The following is a 19847-nucleotide window of genomic DNA, read 5'->3' as shown; positions in this document are numbered from 1 at the left end:
GTGTCAGTGCCTCCCCTCGTGGTCATGTGCTTCGTATTCCTGTGCCACGAGTTCTCGCAACCGGCCCTGCAGCACGGTGACCCGGTCCCGGACGGCGGCCCAGTCCGGCTTCTCCTCCGGCTCGGCGGAGGACCGCGGGGAGGGCTGCCGGTGCCGCCAGCGGTGATGCGCTGCCGTCACCGCGACGTTCAGGGAACGGTAGACGCCGCGGGTGTACTCGGCTGTGGTCTCCTCCAGGGCCGCCGCGAGTTCCTCGGACCGCTCGCGGACCTGCTCGGCGGCGTTCCTGGTCTGCGTCCGGCACTCCTGCGCGAAGACTGCCAGCGCGATGCACGCGGTGACGGCGGCCTGGTTCCACTTCGCCTCCTGCGCCTTCTTCGCGGTGATCACGCCGGCCCCGATCGCCACCACGAGCGTGGAAGGATCCAGGCGCGGGCCACGGCCGGCAGCCAGGGGACCGGTGCCGGGCGGGGCGGGGCCGGGGACCGGATCCGGTTTCTCCACGGTGTCCCCGAACCGGTGACGTATCCGCCGTTCGAGTTCCGCCCGGTCACCCGCCGCCTCGCGGTCCACCCGTTCCGCCGCCTGTTGCCAGAGTTCCGCGAGGACTTGCCCGAACCCCGTCTCGGGGGCTTTCTCCCGGTGCAGGCGGAGCAGTTCGCGATGCAGATCCTGCTGGCGTCCCCTGGCGTACTTCCGCGTTGTCGCCGTCTGTTCGTCGGTCAGGCGGTTGAGATCCTCCGTCAGGCGGACCCATGCCTCCTCACCGTCGGTCAGGTCCTTCCGCAGGGCCGCGTCGCGGGCGGCGCGCAGCGCACGTTCCTCGGCCTGGGTCCCGGCTTCCCGCGCGGCTCGCTCACCGAGCGCGGTCAGGTCCGCGGCGAGCCGGACCCGCAGCCGGCGCCGGGATCGGGCCGCCTCGGTCGTGCCCCGCAGCGAGGAGGCCACCAGTGCGCACAGGGCCGCCGCCTCCTCGGGCCGCTGTCCCACCGCCACGACGCGGACACCGGGCAGACACGTGTGCACCCGCTGCTCGATGTACCGCATCACCTCCGGCCGTTCCGCGTCGTCCACGGTGTCCAGCCGGGTGACGGCGACGATCACGGTGGCTCCCCCGGTGCGGACGGGGACCGCTTCGAGCAGACGCCGCTCCTGCGACCCGACCGGTGAGGCGGCGGAGACAGTGACGACCACCAGGTCGGCATCCGGGACGGCGTCCGGGGCGTCCCACGGGGGCGCGTCCAGAACCCGCACACCCGGGGGGCCGCCAGGCTTGGTCGTGCCGTTCGCCGCGAGCGACGCCAGGTACCCGGCCACGGTGGTGCGTCCGCGCCGTGCCTCGCCGACGACGGCCACGGTCCGGTCGACGGGGGACTTCGCGGCATTGGTGGCGCCGGCGGCAGCGACGTTCGCCGGCCCTGTTGCCGTGCGCAGGTCGGCCACCTGCCGGGCCAGGGCATCCAGAGCGGCGCCGGTGTCCTCCGCATGCGGCGCGCGAGGCCCGTCGTGCGGTGGTGTCGTCGGTTCGGTCATCGGTACCCCCAGGGGTGTGTCAGACGTCGTCGGCCGGCCGTGCGGCGCCCGCCGACGGGATGTCGAGCCCCGCGGTCAGGCGAGGGCTGTGGCTGAAACGCGTCAGGTCGCCGGCGATCGTGGCCTGACGCATGTACACGGTCGCCAGATCCTCGGCCACCGCTGCGAGTTCGGCGTGCAGGTGATCCTGCTGGGCGGCCTGGACCGTCAGGAGCCGACCCACCTCTTCCGCGTAGTTCTCACGCCAGGCCGCGAGACAGGCGGTCCCGTACTCCTCCAGCGCGGTGACCGTGGTGTCCACCCAGATGCGCGCCGCCGCGTCCACCTCGTCGTAGACCTCGCGCAACCGGATCCTCAGGTCGGTACCGGCCGTTCGGCGTGCCTCCGCCAGCCCCGGTCGGCGGACATGACCGATGAGTGCGCCCATCGCCGCCCCGACGGCGGTGCCGACTCCCGGAAGGACGGCATTGCCCAGGACGGCGCCCGCCGCCGCGGAGCCGACCGGGCCCACTCGAGTGATGCGCTTGCCGAGCGTCTCAGCCGTGGCACCGAACCGGGCGGACTCCGTCGCAGCCGCCGACCGGACGGGGAACCGGCGCCGTGACGCCGATGGCCGCGCCCCGGCGGACAGTCCCGTCTTCTTCGTCAGCTGCGCGTACTGCCTGGTGAACGCTTTCTCCAGCAGGCCGGTCACCTCGTCCTGCGCTCGGTCGACCTGCTCCGCCACCCGGCGCCTGACATTTCGGATCAACCGGTCGAGGGCATCCCGGACATGCGCTGCGACGCCACTCCGCAGCGCATTGCTCAGCTCGGTGCGTGTGGCGCAACCGGTGATCAGCTCCTGCACCGCGGCCTGGCACATCACGTACGAGGTGAGGCTCGCCACCCGTACCGAAAGGCTCATCTCGCGCTCCGCCCGCCGCACCACCGCACGGACGGCCGCGTGCTGTTCCCCCACGAAGACGTCGAGGCCCTTCACCTGCTGGGCCCTGAGTTCTCTCCCGGCCTCTTCGAGCTCTTGCCGGCGGTCGGCGAGTCTTCCGCCCACAGCGGTCAGGGCGGCGTCCAGCAGGCGCAGGGTGCGCAGTACCGCGGCGACGGGGCGTTCCTCGGCGAGGAAGCGGACGAGGGCGCGTTCCAGGTCGGGGAAGCGGCGGCACCACCTGGCCGACGAGACCGGCAACCGCTTGCCCGCCAGCTCCTTCAGCACGGTGGCGGGAGCCGCTCCCAGCACGAGCGGGTGCCTGATGCCGAGGACATGGGCGGCACGGCGGCGTACCTCCTCGAGCACCCCGTCCTCTTCCCAGACGTCCAGGTTGTCCATCCGGGTCACCACGAAGAGGCACCGCTGGAGCACGGGCGGCGGCACGGCCTTCCTCAGGAACCGGGCCAGCGAGTCGGTGAGCTGGATCTGCGACGACACCAGCACGATCGTGCCGTCCGCCTCGTCGGCCGCCACCCGGGTCGCCACGTCGACGTGGGCCGTGATGTCCACGTTGCTTCCGGGGGTGTCGATCACGACCACGCCCTCGTCCAGGACCGGCGCCCGCCACTGCACCCGCAGACCGTCGACCAGGTCGCACCAGGGTGGCTGCCCGGTCAGGGCGCGCAGCAGGTCCGCACTGGTGCCGGGCGGTTCGCCCCCCGGTGCCCTCGCCTGAAGCGCCGACACCACCGCGGCGGGGAGAGAGGGCTCGTCCCACGCGACGCTGTAGCGCGGCGAGTCGCCCAGCCGGAACGAGTAACCGGTTCTGTGCTGCGCCCTTTCGATGCGTACGGCCGTGGCGGTGTCGGGTCGCACGCCCGTCGGAAACAGGTCCGCGCGCAGCAGGGCGTTGAGGAGTGTGCTCTTGCCGCTGGAGAACTCACCCAGCACCGCGACACAGAGCCGGGGATCGTCGATACGGCGCGCTGTGGCGTCCAGCAGGGTCAGCAGGCCGCCGCGTTCCCCGGCTGCCTGGACATGCCGTTCGACGAGGGACCTGGCGAACATGAGGCAGTCCGCCACGAGGTGTTCCGTACTGGGTTCCGTCGTGTTCATACGGGTCGGCTCCCTCCCTCACGTGGTGCATGCAGATGCTCGGAGCCGGCCGGGCCCGCTCCGCGGTCGCGTGCGACGGGCGCCGCCCGGGTCGCCCAGGGCACGATGTTGTACGAGGCTTCCTCTCCCGGCAGTACCGTCTTCGTGACCGTGACCAGCCAGTCGTCGCCGTAGACGCGCTCGCCGTCGATGGCGTGCAACCGGACGATCCGGCCTGCGTCCGGGGCGCGCAGATCGTGCAGAGAGCCGTCCGCCAACCGGACCCGTGCGAGGACGGCACCGGCGGGGAACGCGTCGCGGGGTGCCACCAGCCAGCGCACCAGTACGGCCTCTTCCTGCGGAAAGGACCACTTGAGGGGCACGTCGACCACCGAGGGGGCGACGCCGGTCGTGGCGTGTGCGGGAATGCGCAGGGCCCAGCGGGCGGCGCCCCGCACCACGGCCAGCACGGGGTCCTCGGTCGTCCGCGGCTCCACGCCGAAGGCCTCCCGGAGATGTGCCGCGACTCCCGGCAGCCGGGTGCTGCCCCCGGTGAGGAGTACTCCGCCCAGCTCGGCCGGTGCGATGCCCCGGCGCTCGACGAGTGCGCGGCAGCAGTCGACGGTTCCGGCGACGATCGGGTCCGAGATCTCGCGGAGGCGCCGGCGGGAGGACCGCTGGGGATCGATGCCGAGGGTGATGTCGACGCTCGCGTGTTCCCGGGCGCTCAGCCGGTGCTTCAGCCGCGTCGTCGCGTCCGAGACGCGTCGCTCGAGGCGGTCACGCAGGCCGCCGCGGGCCGGATCGGCGGCCAGGTACCGGTCGGCGGCGGGGGTCAGGTCCTGGCGCAGGGCGGCGTCCACGTCCCGTCCTCCGTGGCGCGTCGGAAGACCGTCCTGGTCCAGGAGCTGGTGCTCGTCCTCGCCGATGCGGACCAGAGCGGTGTCGAAGGACCCGCCGCCGAAGTCGTACACGAGCACGATCGTGCCCACGGGCCAGGGACCGCCGACGACCGGGGCGTGGGCGGCGGCAAGGGGTTCCGCGAGCAGCTCGACGTCCTCGAATCCGGCCTCGAGGCCGGCCGCGATCATTGTCTCGCGCCGGGCGGGACCCGGTACCGCGGGCACGGTGACCAGCAGCCGTCGGGGCGTCGGCTTGCAGACGTCGGCGGCCTCGCGCAGGTGGCGCAGGACGGACGCCACCAGCACGCGCACGGGGAAGGATTTCGGGCCGAAGGGCACCGGAACGTCGTTGCCGATGTCCGGCTTGAACTCGGCCCGGTAGCGGGCCGGATCGTCGGCGCGCCGTTCGAACGCCGGCCAGCCCACGAGGAAGCCGTCCGCTGAGCCGGAGTCGTCCTCCGCGAGGAAGACCGCCGTCGGCATCCACGTCTGCGCGTCCCAGCCGTTCTCGTGCCGCAACAGGTGACAGCTGCCGTCCGGGGCGAGGACCATCGCCGAGGTCGTGGTGGTACCCAGGTCGACCACCAGCACGGCCTCGCGCCGGCCACCGTCCGGTTCCCTGTCGCCGTTCACCCGTCCGTTTCCCCCAGAAGAATGCGCGCCCGCCGGACCTGGTCGTGGAGTCGCGTGTACCGGCGTTCCAGCACAAGAGCCACGTGGCGCCGATCCGGCCCGCCCACCGCCTGCAGGCGGCGCCAGTGGGCCACCCGGTCCAGCGCCGCTTCCTCGAGACACCGCAGCGTGGCAGTGTCATCCGCCCCCAGCCGACGGGCCGCGGAAGTGCCCCGCTCGCCGGCCGCGCGAGCCAGCTCCGCGCCGTCTTCGTCGGAGATGTCGAGCTCGCGCTCGTACCACTGGCGCAGCAGTCGGAGTTCCGCGAAGGCGGGGTCGTACTCGCCGAGCGCGGTGATCGGCCGCAGTGCGTCCGTGACGCGGGTACGGACGCGCGGGTCGGCCCCGGTGAGCCGGTGCCCGCAACCGTGCGCCCAGTCCACGATACGGCTGGTCTTGATCAGGTCGCTCCGCCGGCCGAAGTGCTCCGACAGCGTGTGCCGTAACGTCGCCATGCCGTGGGCCTCGTCGAGTACCCGGCGCAGCTCCTCCACCGTGCCGACGCCTTCGCGGATGAAACGCGCGGACCTGAACAGGCCGTACGGGCTGAGGAGAGCCACGAGGACCGCCCGTCGCGCCGGTGGCAGCGGAAGGCCGTCACAGGGCTGGGTGGCGAAGGTCCGCAGGTCGTCCAGGTGCACTCGCAGCCGGGACTCCGGAACGGCGGACAGTGCCCTCAGATCCGCGAAGGCCGCGTCGGTCAACGCGACTGTGCCGGCCGCCACTTTGCTGCACACGGGGACGACGTCGTGGAACAGCCACTTGGTCACGGGATCCGCCAGGATCCGCCGGGCGTGATCACGCCCCAGGGCCAAGGCGTCGTCGCACTCCGCGCCGATCTCGCCGGGCCAGAGCAGCTCGACCTTGGTCAGTACGCCGATCGCCGTCAGCGGGGTGAGGGACACCGATTCCTTCTGACGCCCGCGGAACCGGATCAGGAGCTCGGCGTCCCGCTGCGCCACGGCCGTGTTGAGCACGGCGATCACAGCGTCCGCGCGCCGGATATGCCGAGCGGCATCCGCGTCGTGGCCCGAGCCGATCCCCGGTGTGTCCATCACGTCGAAGGTCCTGAGGTACGGATACGGCCCGCGGATCTCCACATGGTCCACGGCGGTGCTCTTCACCGAGCCGTCGACGCCACGCGCGGTGAACCGGCGGAGTTCCGCGGGAGCACACGCCAGCGGGGGCCTTCCGTCGGTGAAGTGCACCGTGACGGACGGAGTGTCCGCCGGGCGCAGCACCCACACGGCCGGAGTCACCGATGTGGTCCCCGTGGCCAGCAGATTCTTGCCGATGAGCGCGTTGACCAGCGTCGACTTCCCGGAGCTCAGCTGACCGACCACAGCGACGCACAACGGGGCCCCGAGTGCCTCGCGGGCCTGGAGCAGACCGTCCCGCACCGGCTGGGCCGCCGGCCCACCGGGCAGCGACCGCAGCGCATGGTCCACCGCCTCGGCCACAGGGCGCACGGGCATGGTCGCCTCCCGTCCGGTCCGGCTCACCGGGTGAGGGCGGCCACCGCCTCGGCGGCCTCGGTGACCGAGGCGCGCAGGGCATGCAGGGCCGTACGGCGTTCGATGAGTTCCCGACGCCGGTCGGACGACTCGTCACCGACCGTGTGCAGAGCGGACTCGATGTCGACGGCGGCTCGCTCGCACGCGCTGCGGCGGCGGTCGAGCAGAGCGGTCAGATCGTCCGCGGCCCGCTTCCCGCAGACCGCGAGGACGTCCCGCACTGTCTCCGTCAGAAAGGCCAGCTGTTCTTGTTCCCAAGGGGCGAGCAGCTGGTCCAGTGCGGTGATCCGGTCCGCCGTCTGCTGCCGGCGGTCGAGGCCGAGGCGCCCGGCGAATGCGACCGTCGCGCCGACCGCCGCACCGATCCTCTCCCCGATCAGGACGGCCAGTGACCGCCCGGCGGCCGTCGGCCCTCCGGCGACCGGACCGACGTCCGGGAGCCGTTGCCCCCCTGTCGTCACCACCTCCCTCCCCGGTGGGAGAGTGCGGTTCAGCTTCTGGCTCCACGCGATCTCCCCCAGTTTCCCGCCGACCGCCGCGCCCATCCGTGCACCTTCGAGGGCGGCACTCAGCGCCTGGGCGAGGATGCCGGCCGCGTCGACGCCGACCGATGTGCGCAGGGCATCCGGCTCGGGCAGTGGCGGCAGGGGCACCGCTGTGACGGCGGGAGCCCTCCAGTCGACTCCGGTCCGCTCGGCCAGCTGGGCCCCGGCCTCCGCCGTTCCGGTACGGGCCCGCTCACCCAGGTCGGCGATGAGCATGGCGAGGCGGCGAGCCAGCTGGTCCAGCAGCATCTGCGGATCTTCGAGCAACTCTCCGTCCTTCCGGTACGACGCACGAACCTCCCGCCAGACAGCGGCCAGGTCGGCCGCCGCCTGCCGCTGGAGCTCCTCCGACAGGTGGCCCAGGTCGGTGTGGAGCGCCTCGACCCAGGTGGCTCGGGCCTCCACCTGACGAGCCGCCTCCGTACGCCGCTGCTCAGCGGCTTCGCGGAGACGGCTGCGTTCCGTCTCGTCGTCGGCCTCCAGGACGGCGAGGGCCTCCTCCACCGGGGCCAGCAGGTCACGGGCCACCTGGTCCAGCCGGGCGAGCGCGGCGCCGAACTTCAGCCGGGCCCGTGATCCGGTGACCGCCGCTTCCAGGCATCGCTCCAGCTCGCTGAAGCCCGACAACGTCTCACGCTCGGGGTCGCCCTCCGCCAGGTGCAGCAGACGATGGCGGGCGGAGACCGGCACCACCGCGGTGCGCTCGACATCGAGGCCGGGAACCGCGCGGAGGCGGTCGCGGACCTGCTCGGCCGCAGCGGCCGGATCCGCCACTCGGTCGGCCTTGGTCACCGCGAAGACGAGCCGCTCGGGGCAGGCGCGGGCGTCCAGAGCCCGGGCCACGTCCTCGATGAACGCCGTTTCGGCGGCGTACAGGGGCAGCTGGGCGTCCGTGACGTACAGCACGACATCCGCCGAGGACAGGACGCCGACGGCGGCAGCAGTGTGGCCGCGGTGGACGCCTCCGATCCCTGGGGTGTCGACCACGACGAGGCCCTGCGCCAGACGTTCGTTGGGCAGCGCCACGGACAGGGTGGTGGCCCGGTCCGCGTCCGCGGAAGCCGTGCCGTCCGCCAGGCTGGTCTCGCAGGCGTACGAGGGAATCTCGGCGCGCGTGATCCGCCGCTCCTCCGCGGGACGTCCGGGCCGCTCCGCCAGGCTCACGACGACGGACTCGGTGGGGGCGTGGCGGGCGGTCGTGACGAGCCGGGTGGCGATGTAGGAGTGCACGGGGAAGATCCCCGGCTCCTTCAGGTAGGCGTTGAGCAGCGAGGATTTTCCCCGACTGAACTCGCCCATCACGACGAGCGTGAAGGACCGGTCGCGCAGCGCCCGCTCGGCTTTATCCAATTGATCGACGGCGGCCGCTGAGCGGAGCTCGAGGGCGAGGGCTGTGGCTGCGCTGAAGACATCCAGAATCCGCTGCTCGATCTCTTCGTGCGGCACGTCGGATCCCCCGTTCTTCCGGACAGTGACGGCAGTCCCGGGCGGCCCCCGGTCCGCGGAATACTGTCCAGTTCAGCATGGCGGAGGGGAATGGGAAGGCGAAGTAGGAAATACCTGATTTGGAATGGCGCATTCCTGACCGGATTGTAAAAGTGGTCGACGATCGAGAGTGGCGGTCGCGCATTCCGGCATGGAATATGTTCTCTGTCGCTCAGGCTGTCTCAGTGGAAGATGCTGCCAGTTCCCATGGGGGGTGAGGGGGTGACGTCCTCGGGTAGTCTCCGTGACATGCGGATCTCCGTCTCCTCGGACATGGACGAACCCGTGGCCCGCTTCCTGGTGGAGCAGTTGCGCAGCCGGGGCCACGAGGTGGTGACACACGGGGCGCTGCGCCCCGGGGACGACAGCCGGTGGGCGCCGTGCTCGGAGGCGGCGGCGCGCGACGTCGCCGACGGGACGGCGGACCAGGCGGTCGTGTGCTGCTGGACCGGCACGGGCGCGTCGATCGCCGCGAACAAGGTGCCGGGCGTACGGGCGGCGCTGTGCACCGACGCGTACACGGCCGACGGCGCGCGCCGCTGGAACGACGCCAACGTGCTGGCGCTCAGTCTGCGGCTGACCTCTCAGCCGCTGCTCCAGGAGATCCTCGACGCCTGGTTCGCCGCCGAGGCCGGCCAGGACGCCGAGGACCGGGAGAACCTGGCGCACGTCGGACGGCTGGACCTCGGCAGGACGGTGTCCGGGTAGGCGGAAGCCGGGGCGTCGGGCAAGCCGCCGCCCCGGCCTGGTCAGGCGCCCTGGCGCGGGGGCGGCGCCGCCGGATCGTCGTCGTGGGTGCCCGGCCGGACGATCTCCTCCAGGGCCTTGCGGACCGCCTCGTAGGCGAAGGAGAGCACCTCCGCACCACGTGCCCCGTCGTCGTCCTCGTGCGCAGAGGTGCCGGACCGCGCCTTCCAGTGCCGTTCCTCCCGTTCGGCCCAGTCCCGGGCCCGCTGGATACGGCGCAGCAGTTCGTCGGAGTCCACGACATCGCTCATGGGGCGACGACTACCCCGTCAGCGGCACGGCAGCCGTGGACGGCTCAGACGATGTTCTGCCCGTCGTGGGTTCCGCCCGTGCAGTATCTGGCGAACGTCGCGTTCGCCCCTTTGCCGCGCATCGAGACGACGGCGAGGCCGCCGCCCTCGTGGCACTGCTGCACGGTGACGTCGGGCGGTGCGGACCCGGCCCGCGCGGGCAGGGCGGACAGCAGGGACGCGGCCACGGCCGCGATCAGGACACAAGCCGGTCTGCGCATGGGGACTCCTTCTTTCCGGGGCTGTCGGCGGTGCCGTACCAGCCTCGTCGGCGCGGCCCCGGGCCGCCATCGGGGACAGGCATCCGGCGGACTGCGCGTCAGCGGGCGTTCCGGCGGGAGGAGTCGGTGAAGCGCGGGCCGGCGGTTCCGGGGCGCACGGTCGCCGTGACCGCGCGCCCCGAAGCCGGCCGGGCTGCCTCGTCGTGCTGGGACAGGACCTGAAGCAGCCGCACGGGCACCAAGTGCCCCGTACATCATGTCGCACACGTCAGGGCCGCCGATCATCGGGGAGACTCGTCGTGTTCACGATTCCGGGTGACCGCGGCGTGCACCCGGTTGGCGATCACGACCTGTCACAAGGCAAGATCATTCACGCGGGCGCGGCCGGCGGGGCGGCTCCCGCGCAACCGACGGACAACACCGAGTTCTTCTCCGGGGGAGAAACGCTGTGACCAGTCAGGCCGAGACGTACGAGTTCCAGGCGGAGTCCCGTCAGCTGCTGCAGCTGGTGGTGCACTCGATCTACTCCAACAAGGACATCTTCCTGCGGGAGCTGATCTCCAACGCGTCCGACGCCCTGGACAAGCTCCGCCTCGAGTCGCTGCGCGACAGTGCGCTCGAAGCGGACACCACCGACCTCCACATCGCGCTGGAGCCCGATCCTGAACAGCGCACCCTGACCGTGCGGGACAACGGCATCGGCATGTCCCGCGACGAGGTCGTCAAGCTGATCGGCACCATCGCCAAGTCCGGCACCGCCGAGTTCGCGCGCAAGCTGAAGGAGGCCAGGCAGGCCCAGGACGCCGAGGGGTCCGCCGCGCTGATCGGCAACTTCGGCGTCGGCTTCTACTCCAGCTTCATGGTCGCCGACAAGGTGACCCTGGTGACCCGCAGGGCGGGCGAGACCGAGGGCACCCGCTGGGAGTCCGACGGCAAGGGCACCTACACGCTCCAGACGGTGGCGGACGCACCGCAGGGCACGTCCGTGACCCTGCACCTCAAGCCCGAGGACACCGAGGACCGGCTCTGGGACTACACGGCCGAGCACCGGATCCGCGACATCGTCCGCCAGCACTCGGACTTCATCCCGTGGCCCGTGCGCCTCGCCAAGGAGGGCGGCACCGGGGAGGACGGGTCCGGCACCGAGCGGACCACCGAGACGATCAACTCGATGAAGGCGCTGTGGGCCCGCCCGCAGGACGACATCACCGAGGACGAGTACAAGGAGTTCTACAAGCACGTCAGCCACGACTGGAACGACCCCCTGGAGACCATCCACACCAGGGCGGAGGGCACCTTCGAGTACCAGGCGCTGCTGTTCATCCCGTCCCGGGCGCCGTTCGACCTGTTCCAGCAGGGCGCCCGACGCGGCGTCAACCTGTACGTCAAGCGCGTCTTCATCATGGACGAGTGCGAGTCGCTGCTGCCCGACTACCTGCGCTTCGTCAAGGGCGTGGTCGACGCGCAGGACCTGTCGCTGAACGTCTCGCGCGAGACGCTCCAGCAGGACCGGCAGATCCAGCTGATGCACCGGCGGCTGGTGAAGAAGATCCTGTCCACCGTGAAGTCGATGCGGACCAAGGACGCCGAGCGCTACGGCACCTTCTGGGAGCAGTTCGGCCGGGCGGTGAAGGAGGGGCTGCTCAGCGACTTCGAGAACCGCGAGACGATCCTCGACATCTGCTCCTTCGCCTCGACGCACGACGACGAGCAGCTCACGAGCCTGCGTGACTACAAGTCCCGGATGAAGGAGGGCCAGGAGCACATCTACTACCTCACCGGGGAGTCCCGCGCCCGCCTGGAGAACTCCCCGCACATGGAGGCCTTCCGCGCCAAGGGCCTGGAGGTGCTGCTGCTCACCGACCCGGTCGACGAGGTGTGGGTGGAGTCCGTACGCGAGTTCGACGGCACTCCGCTGCAGTCCATCGCCAAGGGCCAGGTCGACCTGGACGGCGAGGAGGACGGCAAGGAGGGCGACGCCGAACGCGAGCAGCAGGAGAAGGACTACGGCCCGCTGCTGACGTGGCTGGCCGGCACGCTGTCGGAGGACGTCAAGGAGGCACGGCTGTCCACCCGCCTCACCACGTCCCCCGCGTGCATCGTCGGCGACGAGCACGATGTGACACCGACGCTGGAGAAGATGTACCGGGCGATGGGCCAGGAGATCCCGCGCATCAAGCGCATCCTGGAGCTCAACCCCACCCACCCGCTGGTCACGGCGCTGCGCGAGGCCCACGGGCGGAACGCCGACGACCCGGCGGTGACCGAGACCGCCGAGCTCCTGCACGGCATGGCACTGCTCGCCGAGGGCGGCGAACTGGCCGACCCCGCCCGCTTCACCCGCCTCCTGGCGGGGCGGCTGGCCGCCGGGCTGTAGCGGAGTCCGCGACGCGGTGCGCGGGGCGACCGGCCGGTGCGGGCACCGGCCGGTCGCCCCGTCCCGTACGGCTCGTGGGTCGCCGGGCGGGGGCGCGTACCGTCCGTCCTCCACGGTGGACCGGGGGCGTACGCCCGCCCGGTACGGCGCCCGCCTCTCCGTGTCCGTTCCCTGTGTTCCCGTACCCGTCGGCCGAGGCGACCCCCTGCCCCTCGTGCCCGCCGACCCGCACGACGTTCCCCCGTACCCGTCGACGCGAACACGCACCGGACGACGACCCGTGTCCCGTCGGCCGACACCGCCGGCTCGCCGCCCGCCGGAGGCCGTCCCGCTCGGCGCGGCGGGACGCTTCCCCGTGACGCTTCCGCTACGCCGATGCGCCCGCCCGGCCCGGACGGCGGGGGGAGGCCCCTACGTCTTCGGCGCGCTCACCCGCCGAGCCGGCCGCGCGGGTGCGGTACGGCGGACGCCGGGCCCACGGGCGGGCCGTCGGGCGGCCTTCCGCGGTGCTCGCCCCTCCGGTCCTGCTCGCCGCCGCGCTTCTCCCGCCCGCCCGCTTGACGCCGTCCGCCGATCCGGGCCCGCTGACGCGGAGAGCCCTCCTCCCGCCGGCGCCGCCCGGCGTGCCGTGGGAGGCGTCCCGGGGGCGTGCCGGACGTACGGCGATCACGCCAGAGCAAGGATCGCGGTGGGGCGCATGGGCGTGCGGAAAGGGGTCGTACCAGGGGAGCGCTCGTGTCCGCTGCCACTGGCATACTTTCCCCGGGAGCGCTGCCCCAGGCCTTTCGGAGCCTTTCGGACGGTGGTGAGCGCGATGGCCGATCCTCGATCGTTCGGCCCCGAGGCGTCGATCCCCAGCGCCGACCCCCGGGGAGACCCGTTCCTGAGCACTCGTTTCTCGCTGCCCGCACGACCTGACACGTTTCTGCGCCGCGACCGCCTCGTCGCGCATCTCGACCGCGGGCTCTCGGTGCCCCTGACCCTGATCAACGGGTCGGCCGGCGCGGGCAAGACCCTGCTCGCCGCCGACTGGGCCGCCGGGCTGCGACAGCCGGTGGCCTGGCTCACCGCGGACGGCACCGACGAGGCCCCCGGGGTGTTCTGGGCGTATGTGCTGGAGGCCCTGCGGACCGCCGGGATCCGCGTGTCGGAGGACGTCGGCCGCCCGGCGCACCCCGGCAGCGTGGACCACGCGCTGCTGGCCCGGCTCGCCGCCGATCTCGGCGGGCGGGCCCGGCCCGCCGTCCTCGTCGTCGACGAGTTCGAACGCGTACCGTCCGCGGAGATCGCGGAGCAGCTGCAGTTCGTCCTGCACCACGCCGCCCGCGGCATGCGTCTGGTGCTCGTCACCCGCACCGAACCCCTGCTCCCGCTGCACCGCTACCGCGCGGCCGGCAGCATCGCCGAGATCCGCGGCGCGGAGCTGGCCTTCACCCCCGGGGAGGCGGCGACGCTGCTGGACTCCCACGGCCTGTCCCTGACCGGCGACGCCGCGCGCGCCCTCGTGGAACGCACCCGGGGATGGGCGGCGGGGCTGCGGCTGTGCGCCCTGGCCGCGCAGCAGAGCAGCGACCCGGAGACCTATCTGAAGGAGTTCGAGGCGGGGCAGTCCACCGTCGCCGACTTCCTGCTGGCCGAGGTGCTGAAGCGGCAGCCGGCCCAGGCCCAGGACCTGCTGCTGCGCGTCAGCGTCGTGGAGCGGTTCCGGCCCGGACTGGCGGACGCGCTCACCGGCCGGACCGACGGCGAACCGATCATCTCCCGGCTGCACCGCGAGAACGCGTTCGTGGAGCACCTGGGGCGCTCCTGGTACCGGCTGCACCCGCTGTTCGCCGAGATACTCCGCACCCATCTGCGGGAGCGCCGTCCCGGCCTGGAGCGCGAACTCCACCGCCGGGCGGCCCGCTGGCTGAGCCGCTGCGGCTCGCTGCCCGAGACGCTCGCGCACGGCGCGGCCGCGGGGGACTGGGAGTTCACCGCCCGTACCCTCGTCGACGACCTGGCGATCGGCCAGCTGCTCAGCGGGCTGCGCACCGAGGCGCTGGGCCGGCCGTTCGCCCGGCTGGCACCCGAGACCGCGGGCCCCGCCGCGAGCATCGTCCTCGCCGCCCGCGAACTGTGCCGGCGGGACCTGCGCCGCGGCCTCACCCACCTCCAGCACGCCCAGCGGCAGCTGGACGCCGACACCACCGACGACCCCGGCCTCGCCCCGGCCCGGCTGAGCTGCGCCCTGCTGGAGGTCCTCGCCGCCCGGCTGGCCGGCTCCCCGCTCCGGGCCGAGCAGGCGGCCAAGACCGCCGGGGAGCTCCAGGGGCTGATCCCCGCCGAACGGCTCGACCGGCACCCCGAACTCACCGCCCTCCTGCTCACCCACCTGGGCTCGGCCCTGGTGTGGGCCGGGCGTTTCGACGAGGCACGGTCCGCGCTGTCCCGGGCGGTCAGGTGCTCCGGGAGCCCCTCGACGACGCTGCCCCGGCAGGACGCCCTCGGCCACCTCGCGCTGATCGACTATCTGAACGGCTGGCCCGGCCAGGCGGAGAAGAAGGTCCTGACGGCGATGGGCGAGGCGCAACGGCTCGGCCTGCCCCCGCCCCTGCGTACCGGCATCGGCCGGCTGGTGCTGGCCGCCGTGGCCGTCGACCGCGACGAACTCGACGAGGCGCAGGCCCTCCTGGAGGAGACCGCCCCGCACGGCGGCGCCCCGGACCCGGTCGAGGCGGCCGGGCGGATCGTCGCGACCTCGCGGCTGCTGCTCGCCCGGGGCCAGGTACGGGACGCCCTGCGGACGGTGCGGACATCCGTCCCCGCGGAAGTGGTCTCGCCGTGGGTGGAGGAGCACGCGGCCCTGGTCGCCTCCGCCGGGCATCTCGCGGAGGGCCGTCCCGAGGCGGCCGTCGAGGTCCTGGGGCACACACCGGCCCGCCGGCCCGCCCGTGCCGTGGCCGCCGCGCACGCCCGGCTCGCGGCCGGGGCCGGCGGCGAGGCGCTCGGCATCCTCGACGCGCTGACCGGCGCCGACCGGGGCGGTCCCGCGCTGACCGTACGGGCCACACTGGTGCGCGCGCAGGCCGCCGACCAGGCCGGGGACCTCACCACCGCGCGGCGGCTGGCCACCCAGGCACTGCTCGACGCCCGGCGCGAACGCCTGCGACGGCCGTTCCTGGAGGCCGGACCGTGGCTGCGCCGCGTCCTCGGCACCGGGGCGGGCCTGCCCCCGGCCTGGGACCTGCTGGCCGTCCGCCCGCCCGGGCCGCCGACCCCCGGGAACCGGACGGCGGTACGGCACCAGGCGCTCGTCGTCGAGCAGTTGAGCGAACGCGAGCGCGACGTCCTGCAACGGCTCGCCCAGATGATGTCGACGGACGAGATCGCCGCGGATCTGTACGTGTCCGTGAACACGGTGAAGACCCACCTGAAGAGCGTCTTCCGCAAGCTCGGGGTGAACCGGCGCAGCGACGCGGTACGCCGGGCGCGCGAGCTCCGGCTCCTGTGATGCCGCCTCCCGCCGACCGGGTCCGCGACCGCGGGGACCACACCGGCTCCAGGGACCACACCGACTACTCGGGCGGTGTCTACGGTTCCCTGCTGGCCGCCTCCGTGGTGGTCGGCGCCGGCACCCTCGGCGCCTTCCCCCGGGCCGAACTGACGCTGCTCCTGCTCGCCACCGGCGTGGTGTTCTGGGTCGCGCACGTGCACGCCCAGCTGTTCGGCGCCCGCATGGCACAGCGGCGGCGCCTGGACCGTACGGCCGTGCTGCGGGCGTGCCGCGAGGAGTGGCCGATCGTCGAGGCGTCCCTCCCGCCCGCCGCGGCCGTGGCCGTCAGCCCCCTCCTCGGCCTGGACCTGCGGGCCACGGGCTGGCTGGCCCTCGGGGTCGCGGTGGCCGGGCAGGTGTGCTGGTCGGCGGCCGCGGCGCTGCGCGCCCGGGCCTCCTGGCGCATGGTCGCGCTGACGAGCGGGGTCAACCTTCTGCTCGGGTTGCTGATCATCGCCCTGAAGACGGTGCTCAAGCACTGACATCGCTCAGGCACTGTCATCGCTCAGGCACTGACATCGCCCGAGCACCGGCGTCCGGTCCGCGAGGGTCGCGCCGCGGCTCACCTCGGCCGGGTGAGGCCGGGGGACGGCGTACGACGGACGATCGCTGGGTACGGCACCGTGCGCCGCGCAGAGGCAACCCGCGGGGGGCAGTTCATGCGCTATGAGATCCGCATCGACGGGCATCTGTCCGAGACGCTGGCGGGCGCCTTCCCGGAGCTGGACCACGTGGTCACGCCGGATCAGACCCTCCTGTTCGGGCAGATCGTCGACGAGGCGCACCTGTACGGGCTGCTGGCACGCTTCCAGTCGCTGGGGCTGCTGGTGGTGGAGATGCGCCGGCTGCCGGAGTGAACCGGCGGCGGCCCGGCCCCCGTGCCCGTGCGCCGGCCGGTCCGGTCCAGTCCGCCGTCACATCGGCTGCGCGGTGATCCGGCCCGACTGCCCGGCCGCCGTCAGGGCCGCGAAGTCCCGCTCGTTCTGGTCGGCGTAGGACTGCGCGAACTCGGCGAGCGCACGGTCGAAGTGGTCGCTGCCGCCGAGGTAGGCGGCGATGGCCACGGGGTCGCCGGAGCGGGCGTGGGCGCGGGCCAGCGAGGCACCGCACAGCCGGCCGAAGAGGGCCATCAGGTCCGGGCCCATGGAGTCGGGGCGCGCGATGCCCTTCCAGTCCCACAGCTGGCGGACGTAGAAGTCCCGGCCGTGCCCGTCGAGCCCCACCACGCGCGTCCAGCCGAGGAAGATGTCGCCGGCGGTCTGCATGAGGCGCTGCCCGGCGACGACCCGGCGGCCCTGGTTGTCGTACTGCTCGCCGTCGGTGTACGGGGCGAGCACGGACGGCTGGGCCTCCTTGGCCTGGAGCAGCAGCGGGTCCCCCTCGTCCCGGCCCAGCAGGAGCAGGATCCAGCAGCGGGTGCCGACGCTGCCGACCCCGACCACCTTGCGGGCCATGTCCACCAGCCGGTAGCGGCGCAGCAGATGCCGGCGTTCGGAGGAGAGGCTGCGGGCGTACGCCTCCACCAGGCTCTGCAGCTGCCGCTCCTGCCGGAGCCCGGCGTCCGCGTCGGTCAGGAGGTCCCGGAGCGGAGTGATCAGCGGCGGGTCCGGGGTGATCCGCCTGCCCTCGGCCGTCACCCGGGTGAGTTTGTCGAAGGCCTGCAGGTGCGTGCGGGTGCGGGCCCGCGCGGCCGCCTGGCCGGCGCGCCGCACGGCCTCTTCCCTGTGCGTGCCCGTGGACAGGATCGCCCGTATGTGATCGGCGTCGTCCAGCGCGTACCAGACGTCCAGGGCGCGCATGCCGGCCAGGTCCCGCATCCGCCGCCGGTAGGCCTTCACACAGGCGCGGACCGCGGTGTTCTGCTCCTTGGGCGTGAAGCCGTTCGCCCGCCCGGCGATGACGATGCTGGCCGCGAGCCGCTTCACGTCCCACTCGAACGGCCCGGGATGCGTCTCGTCGAAGTCGTTGATGTCGAAGACCAGGCGCCGTTCCGGTGAGGCCAGCAGCCGGAAGTTGAGCAGATGGGCGTCCCCGCAGAGCTGGACCGTCAGTCCCGTGTGCGGCAGGGAGCCCAGGTCCGTCGCCATGATCGCCGCGGCGCCGCGGTAGAAGCGGAACGACGACTCGAGCATGCGCCCGTAGCGGATCGGCACCAGCTCCGGCAGCCGGGCGGCGGACTGGCGCTCGAGCACGTCGACGGGGTCGGGCCGGCCCGCGGCGGGCTCGAACCAGCCGTGACACGAGCGCGACGCCCGTGTGCGCGCGTGCCTGCCGTACGCCGCGCGCTCCGCCGGGGGCAGGGCGGCGGGGGAAGCGCCGGGCATGGTCGTCACCGGATCTCCTGGGGCGGGGGCGGAGCCCTGGCCCGGCAGCGGCGGACGTCCGCGATGCCCTTGACCCGGTCCCGGCTTCGGTCCCTGTTCAGGCCCCGGTCCCTGCCCCGGCTCAGCCCTCGCCCCCGATCCCGTTCCGGATGCCGCCGGAACGTGCGTGCCCCGCGCGGCTGCCCGGCCGTTCAAGTCCTTCCGCACGTGTCGCTCCTCTCCCTCGGGTCGCCCGCGGGACGGTGAAGGTGTCCCGTGCTCACCACACCGGCGCGGTGCCCGGCCCGGATCACCCGCCGGGGGTGATCCGGGCGGCCGCCGGTACGCGGGACGGTGGGTGCGGTGGTGCACGCACACCGTCCCGCCGGACGCGCCGAGCACGCGAGGAGGACGCCATGACCGCACCGCGTCGGCCGGCATCGCGATCCGGCCCGCAGGGCACGTCCGACGGGACGGCCGGCGACCCCGCCGAGCTGCTCGCGCTCCTGGGCGACTCCTGGGGCTGGACGCTGGGTTCCGCGCTCGTGACGTTGCTGCCCGGCATCGTGATCCTGCTGTGGCCGCACGGCACGCTGCACGTCCTGGCGGTGGTCGTCGGGCTGTACCTGCTGCTGATCGGGGTGTTCCGGTTCGTCGCGGCGTTCGCCGGAGGAGCGCGCGGCGAGCGGGCCGCGCGGCTGCTCCTCGCGGTGGTGTTCGTCCTGGCCGGGGTGCTCTGCCTGCGCCACCCCCTGCAGACCGTGGCCGCGCTGTCGCTGATCGTGGGCGTCGTCTGGCTCGTGTCCGGCATGCTGACCGCCTACGCGGCGCTCACCCTCGGGGACCTGCCCCACCGCGGCTTCGCCCTCGGCACGGCCCTCCTCGGCATCGTCGCCGGGATCGTGGTGCTCGTCCTGCCGGCCGAGTCGGCCGTGGCCCTGACCCGGCTGCTCGGCCTGTGGCTGATCCTGCTCGGCCTGGTGGAGCTGGTCCTGGCGTTCGTCGTGCGGGCCGCGCTCCGCAAGACGGTCACGGGCCGGGTCGCCGGTCCCTCCGCCGTGACCTGAGCCCGCGGCGGGCCCGGCCGGTCCCGTCCGGCACACGCTCACCCGCCTCGGGTGAGGTACCCGGCGGCCCCGGCGGACACGCTGAAGGGGAGACGGCCGGCGGCGGACGCCCGGGAACGGCCGGTGCCCAGGAGCGGACGCGGCAACGGTGGACGTCCGGGAACGGCGGACGTCCGGGAACGGAGGAGAGACGTGGACGCACAGCTGTACCTCGCCTACGACTACCCGCTGTTGGGCGCCTTCTGGACGATGCTCTGGCTCGTCCTGTGGGTCCTGTGGTTCTTCCTGCTCTTCCGGATCGTCGCCGACATCTTCCGCGACGACGCCCTGAGCGGCTGGGCCAAGGCGGCCTGGCTCGTCTTCGTCGTCCTGCTGCCCTTCCTCGGTGTGTTCGTCTACGTCGTCGCGCGCGGCAGGAACATGGGCCGTCGTGAACTCGCCCACGCGCGTGCGCAGCAGGAGGCGTTCGACGCCTACGTCCGGGAGACGGCGGCCGGCGCCTCACGCTCCCGCACCAGTGAGATCGACGATCTCGCCAGGCTGTCCGACATACGCGCCAGGGGCGACATCTCCGAGGAGGAGTTCCGCCGGGCGAAGGAGAGGATCCTGCACTGACCCCGCGCCGGCCGCGCGGTA

General features: G+C 73.1%; 16 protein-coding genes. 8 read left to right on the top strand and 8 right to left on the bottom strand.

Features of this window, described 5'->3' with window-relative positions:
• Positions 1-3: 3 nt before the first annotated feature.
• From IE242_RS08525 to IE242_RS08505, 5 genes are read right to left on the bottom strand one after another with little or no spacing between them, the layout of a single operon-like run.
• A complete protein-coding gene (locus tag IE242_RS08525) occupies positions 4-1533 on the bottom strand; it encodes a P-loop NTPase family protein (RefSeq protein WP_189856978.1) in 1530 nt (509 codons plus the stop codon).
• 19 nt (positions 1534-1552) lie between these two features.
• Positions 1553-3574 carry a dynamin family protein gene (locus IE242_RS08520; protein ID WP_189856976.1) on the bottom strand — a complete coding sequence of 674 codons (2022 nt, stop codon included), beginning with the start codon at positions 3572-3574 and terminating at the stop codon, positions 1553-1555.
• The gene (locus IE242_RS08515; RefSeq protein ID WP_189856974.1) at positions 3571-5088 is read right to left on the bottom strand and encodes an Hsp70 family protein; all 1518 of its coding nucleotides are present in this window, start codon (positions 5086-5088) and stop codon (positions 3571-3573) included. Before IE242_RS08515 ends, IE242_RS08520 begins: the two co-directional genes overlap by 4 nt.
• Positions 5085-6602: a dynamin family protein gene (locus tag IE242_RS08510; protein WP_189856972.1), complete on the bottom strand. Its 1518-nt coding sequence runs from the start codon at positions 6600-6602 to the stop codon at positions 5085-5087. Before IE242_RS08510 ends, IE242_RS08515 begins: the two co-directional genes overlap by 4 nt.
• Before the next feature lie 23 nt (positions 6603-6625).
• Positions 6626-8632 (bottom strand): dynamin family protein, encoded by a 2007-nt coding sequence (locus IE242_RS08505; protein WP_189856970.1) that lies wholly within the window; start codon positions 8630-8632, stop codon positions 6626-6628.
• Between the two features lie 288 nt (positions 8633-8920).
• Between IE242_RS08505 and IE242_RS08500 the strand changes: the two genes are divergently transcribed.
• Complete coding sequence (locus tag IE242_RS08500; RefSeq protein WP_189856968.1) at positions 8921-9379, top strand: RpiB/LacA/LacB family sugar-phosphate isomerase; 459 nt, start codon at positions 8921-8923, stop codon at positions 9377-9379.
• A 41-nt stretch (positions 9380-9420) separates the two neighbouring features.
• Here the strand turns inward: IE242_RS08500 and IE242_RS08495 are convergent, their stop codons facing one another.
• Both IE242_RS08495 and IE242_RS08490 read right to left on the bottom strand, forming a co-directional pair.
• Complete coding sequence (locus IE242_RS08495; RefSeq protein ID WP_189856967.1) at positions 9421-9669, bottom strand: hypothetical protein; 249 nt, start codon at positions 9667-9669, stop codon at positions 9421-9423.
• Positions 9670-9713: 44 nt separating this feature from the next.
• Positions 9714-9929, bottom strand: coding sequence for a hypothetical protein (locus IE242_RS08490; protein WP_189856964.1), 216 nt, complete (start codon positions 9927-9929; stop codon positions 9714-9716).
• Positions 9930-10228: 299 nt separating this feature from the next.
• On the opposite strand from IE242_RS08490, the gene IE242_RS08485 reads away from it, so the two are divergent.
• The 5 genes from IE242_RS08485 to IE242_RS08465 all read left to right on the top strand — a co-directional run bounded on the left by IE242_RS08485 (position 10229) and on the right by IE242_RS08465 (position 16698).
• On the top strand, positions 10229-10381 hold the full coding sequence (locus tag IE242_RS08485; protein ID WP_189856962.1) for a hypothetical protein: 153 nt from the start codon (positions 10229-10231) through the stop codon (positions 10379-10381).
• The gene (gene htpG / locus IE242_RS08480; protein WP_189856960.1) at positions 10378-12306 is read left to right on the top strand and encodes a molecular chaperone HtpG; all 1929 of its coding nucleotides are present in this window, start codon (positions 10378-10380) and stop codon (positions 12304-12306) included. The genes IE242_RS08485 and htpG overlap by 4 nt, the downstream gene beginning before the upstream one ends.
• Positions 12307-13120: 814 nt before the next feature.
• Entirely contained in the window at positions 13121-15799 is a 2679-nt protein-coding gene (locus tag IE242_RS08475) for a winged helix-turn-helix domain-containing protein (RefSeq protein WP_189856958.1), read from the top strand.
• On the top strand, positions 15799-16323 hold the full coding sequence (locus IE242_RS08470; protein ID WP_189856956.1) for a hypothetical protein: 525 nt from the start codon (positions 15799-15801) through the stop codon (positions 16321-16323). Before IE242_RS08475 ends, IE242_RS08470 begins: the two co-directional genes overlap by 1 nt.
• Before the next feature lie 177 nt (positions 16324-16500).
• Positions 16501-16698 (top strand): DUF8691 family protein, encoded by a 198-nt coding sequence (locus tag IE242_RS08465; protein ID WP_189856954.1) that lies wholly within the window; start codon positions 16501-16503, stop codon positions 16696-16698.
• Positions 16699-16755: 57 nt separating this feature from the next.
• Here the strand turns inward: IE242_RS08465 and IE242_RS08460 are convergent, their stop codons facing one another.
• Complete coding sequence (locus IE242_RS08460) at positions 16756-18165, bottom strand: DUF2252 domain-containing protein (RefSeq protein ID WP_189857563.1); 1410 nt, start codon at positions 18163-18165, stop codon at positions 16756-16758.
• 395 nt (positions 18166-18560) lie between these two features.
• On the opposite strand from IE242_RS08460, the gene IE242_RS08455 reads away from it, so the two are divergent.
• Both IE242_RS08455 and IE242_RS08450 read left to right on the top strand, forming a co-directional pair.
• Positions 18561-19211, top strand: coding sequence for an HdeD family acid-resistance protein (locus tag IE242_RS08455; protein ID WP_189856952.1), 651 nt, complete (start codon positions 18561-18563; stop codon positions 19209-19211).
• Positions 19212-19403: 192 nt separating this feature from the next.
• Positions 19404-19826 carry an SHOCT domain-containing protein gene (locus tag IE242_RS08450; RefSeq protein WP_189856950.1) on the top strand — a complete coding sequence of 141 codons (423 nt, stop codon included), beginning with the start codon at positions 19404-19406 and terminating at the stop codon, positions 19824-19826.
• The last annotated feature ends 21 nt before the right edge of the window (positions 19827-19847 follow it).

It is taken from the genome of Streptomyces poonensis (assembly GCF_014650915.1).
In the GTDB taxonomy this organism is placed as follows: domain Bacteria; phylum Actinomycetota; class Actinomycetes; order Streptomycetales; family Streptomycetaceae; genus Streptomyces; species Streptomyces poonensis.
The sequence above is the reverse complement of the archived record's forward strand: the minus strand, read 5'-3'. Positions and strand labels throughout refer to the sequence as shown.

Coding starts and splice junctions, on each gene's coding strand:
- IE242_RS08490 (WP_189856964.1), bottom strand. CDS start 9,929: ATGCGCAGACCGGCTTGTGTCCTGATCGCGGCCGTGGCCGCGTCCCTG.
- IE242_RS08455 (WP_189856952.1), top strand. CDS start 18,561: ATGACCGCACCGCGTCGGCCGGCATCGCGATCCGGCCCGCAGGGCACG.
- IE242_RS08470 (WP_189856956.1), top strand. CDS start 15,799: ATGCCGCCTCCCGCCGACCGGGTCCGCGACCGCGGGGACCACACCGGC.
- IE242_RS08460 (WP_189857563.1), bottom strand. CDS start 18,165: ATGCCCGGCGCTTCCCCCGCCGCCCTGCCCCCGGCGGAGCGCGCGGCG.
- IE242_RS08510 (WP_189856972.1), bottom strand. CDS start 6,602: ATGCCCGTGCGCCCTGTGGCCGAGGCGGTGGACCATGCGCTGCGGTCG.
- IE242_RS08500 (WP_189856968.1), top strand. CDS start 8,921: ATGCGGATCTCCGTCTCCTCGGACATGGACGAACCCGTGGCCCGCTTC.
- IE242_RS08495 (WP_189856967.1), bottom strand. CDS start 9,669: ATGAGCGATGTCGTGGACTCCGACGAACTGCTGCGCCGTATCCAGCGG.
- IE242_RS08475 (WP_189856958.1), top strand. CDS start 13,121: ATGGCCGATCCTCGATCGTTCGGCCCCGAGGCGTCGATCCCCAGCGCC.
- IE242_RS08525 (WP_189856978.1), bottom strand. CDS start 1,533: ATGACCGAACCGACGACACCACCGCACGACGGGCCTCGCGCGCCGCAT.
- IE242_RS08520 (WP_189856976.1), bottom strand. CDS start 3,574: ATGAACACGACGGAACCCAGTACGGAACACCTCGTGGCGGACTGCCTC.
- IE242_RS08465 (WP_189856954.1), top strand. CDS start 16,501: ATGCGCTATGAGATCCGCATCGACGGGCATCTGTCCGAGACGCTGGCG.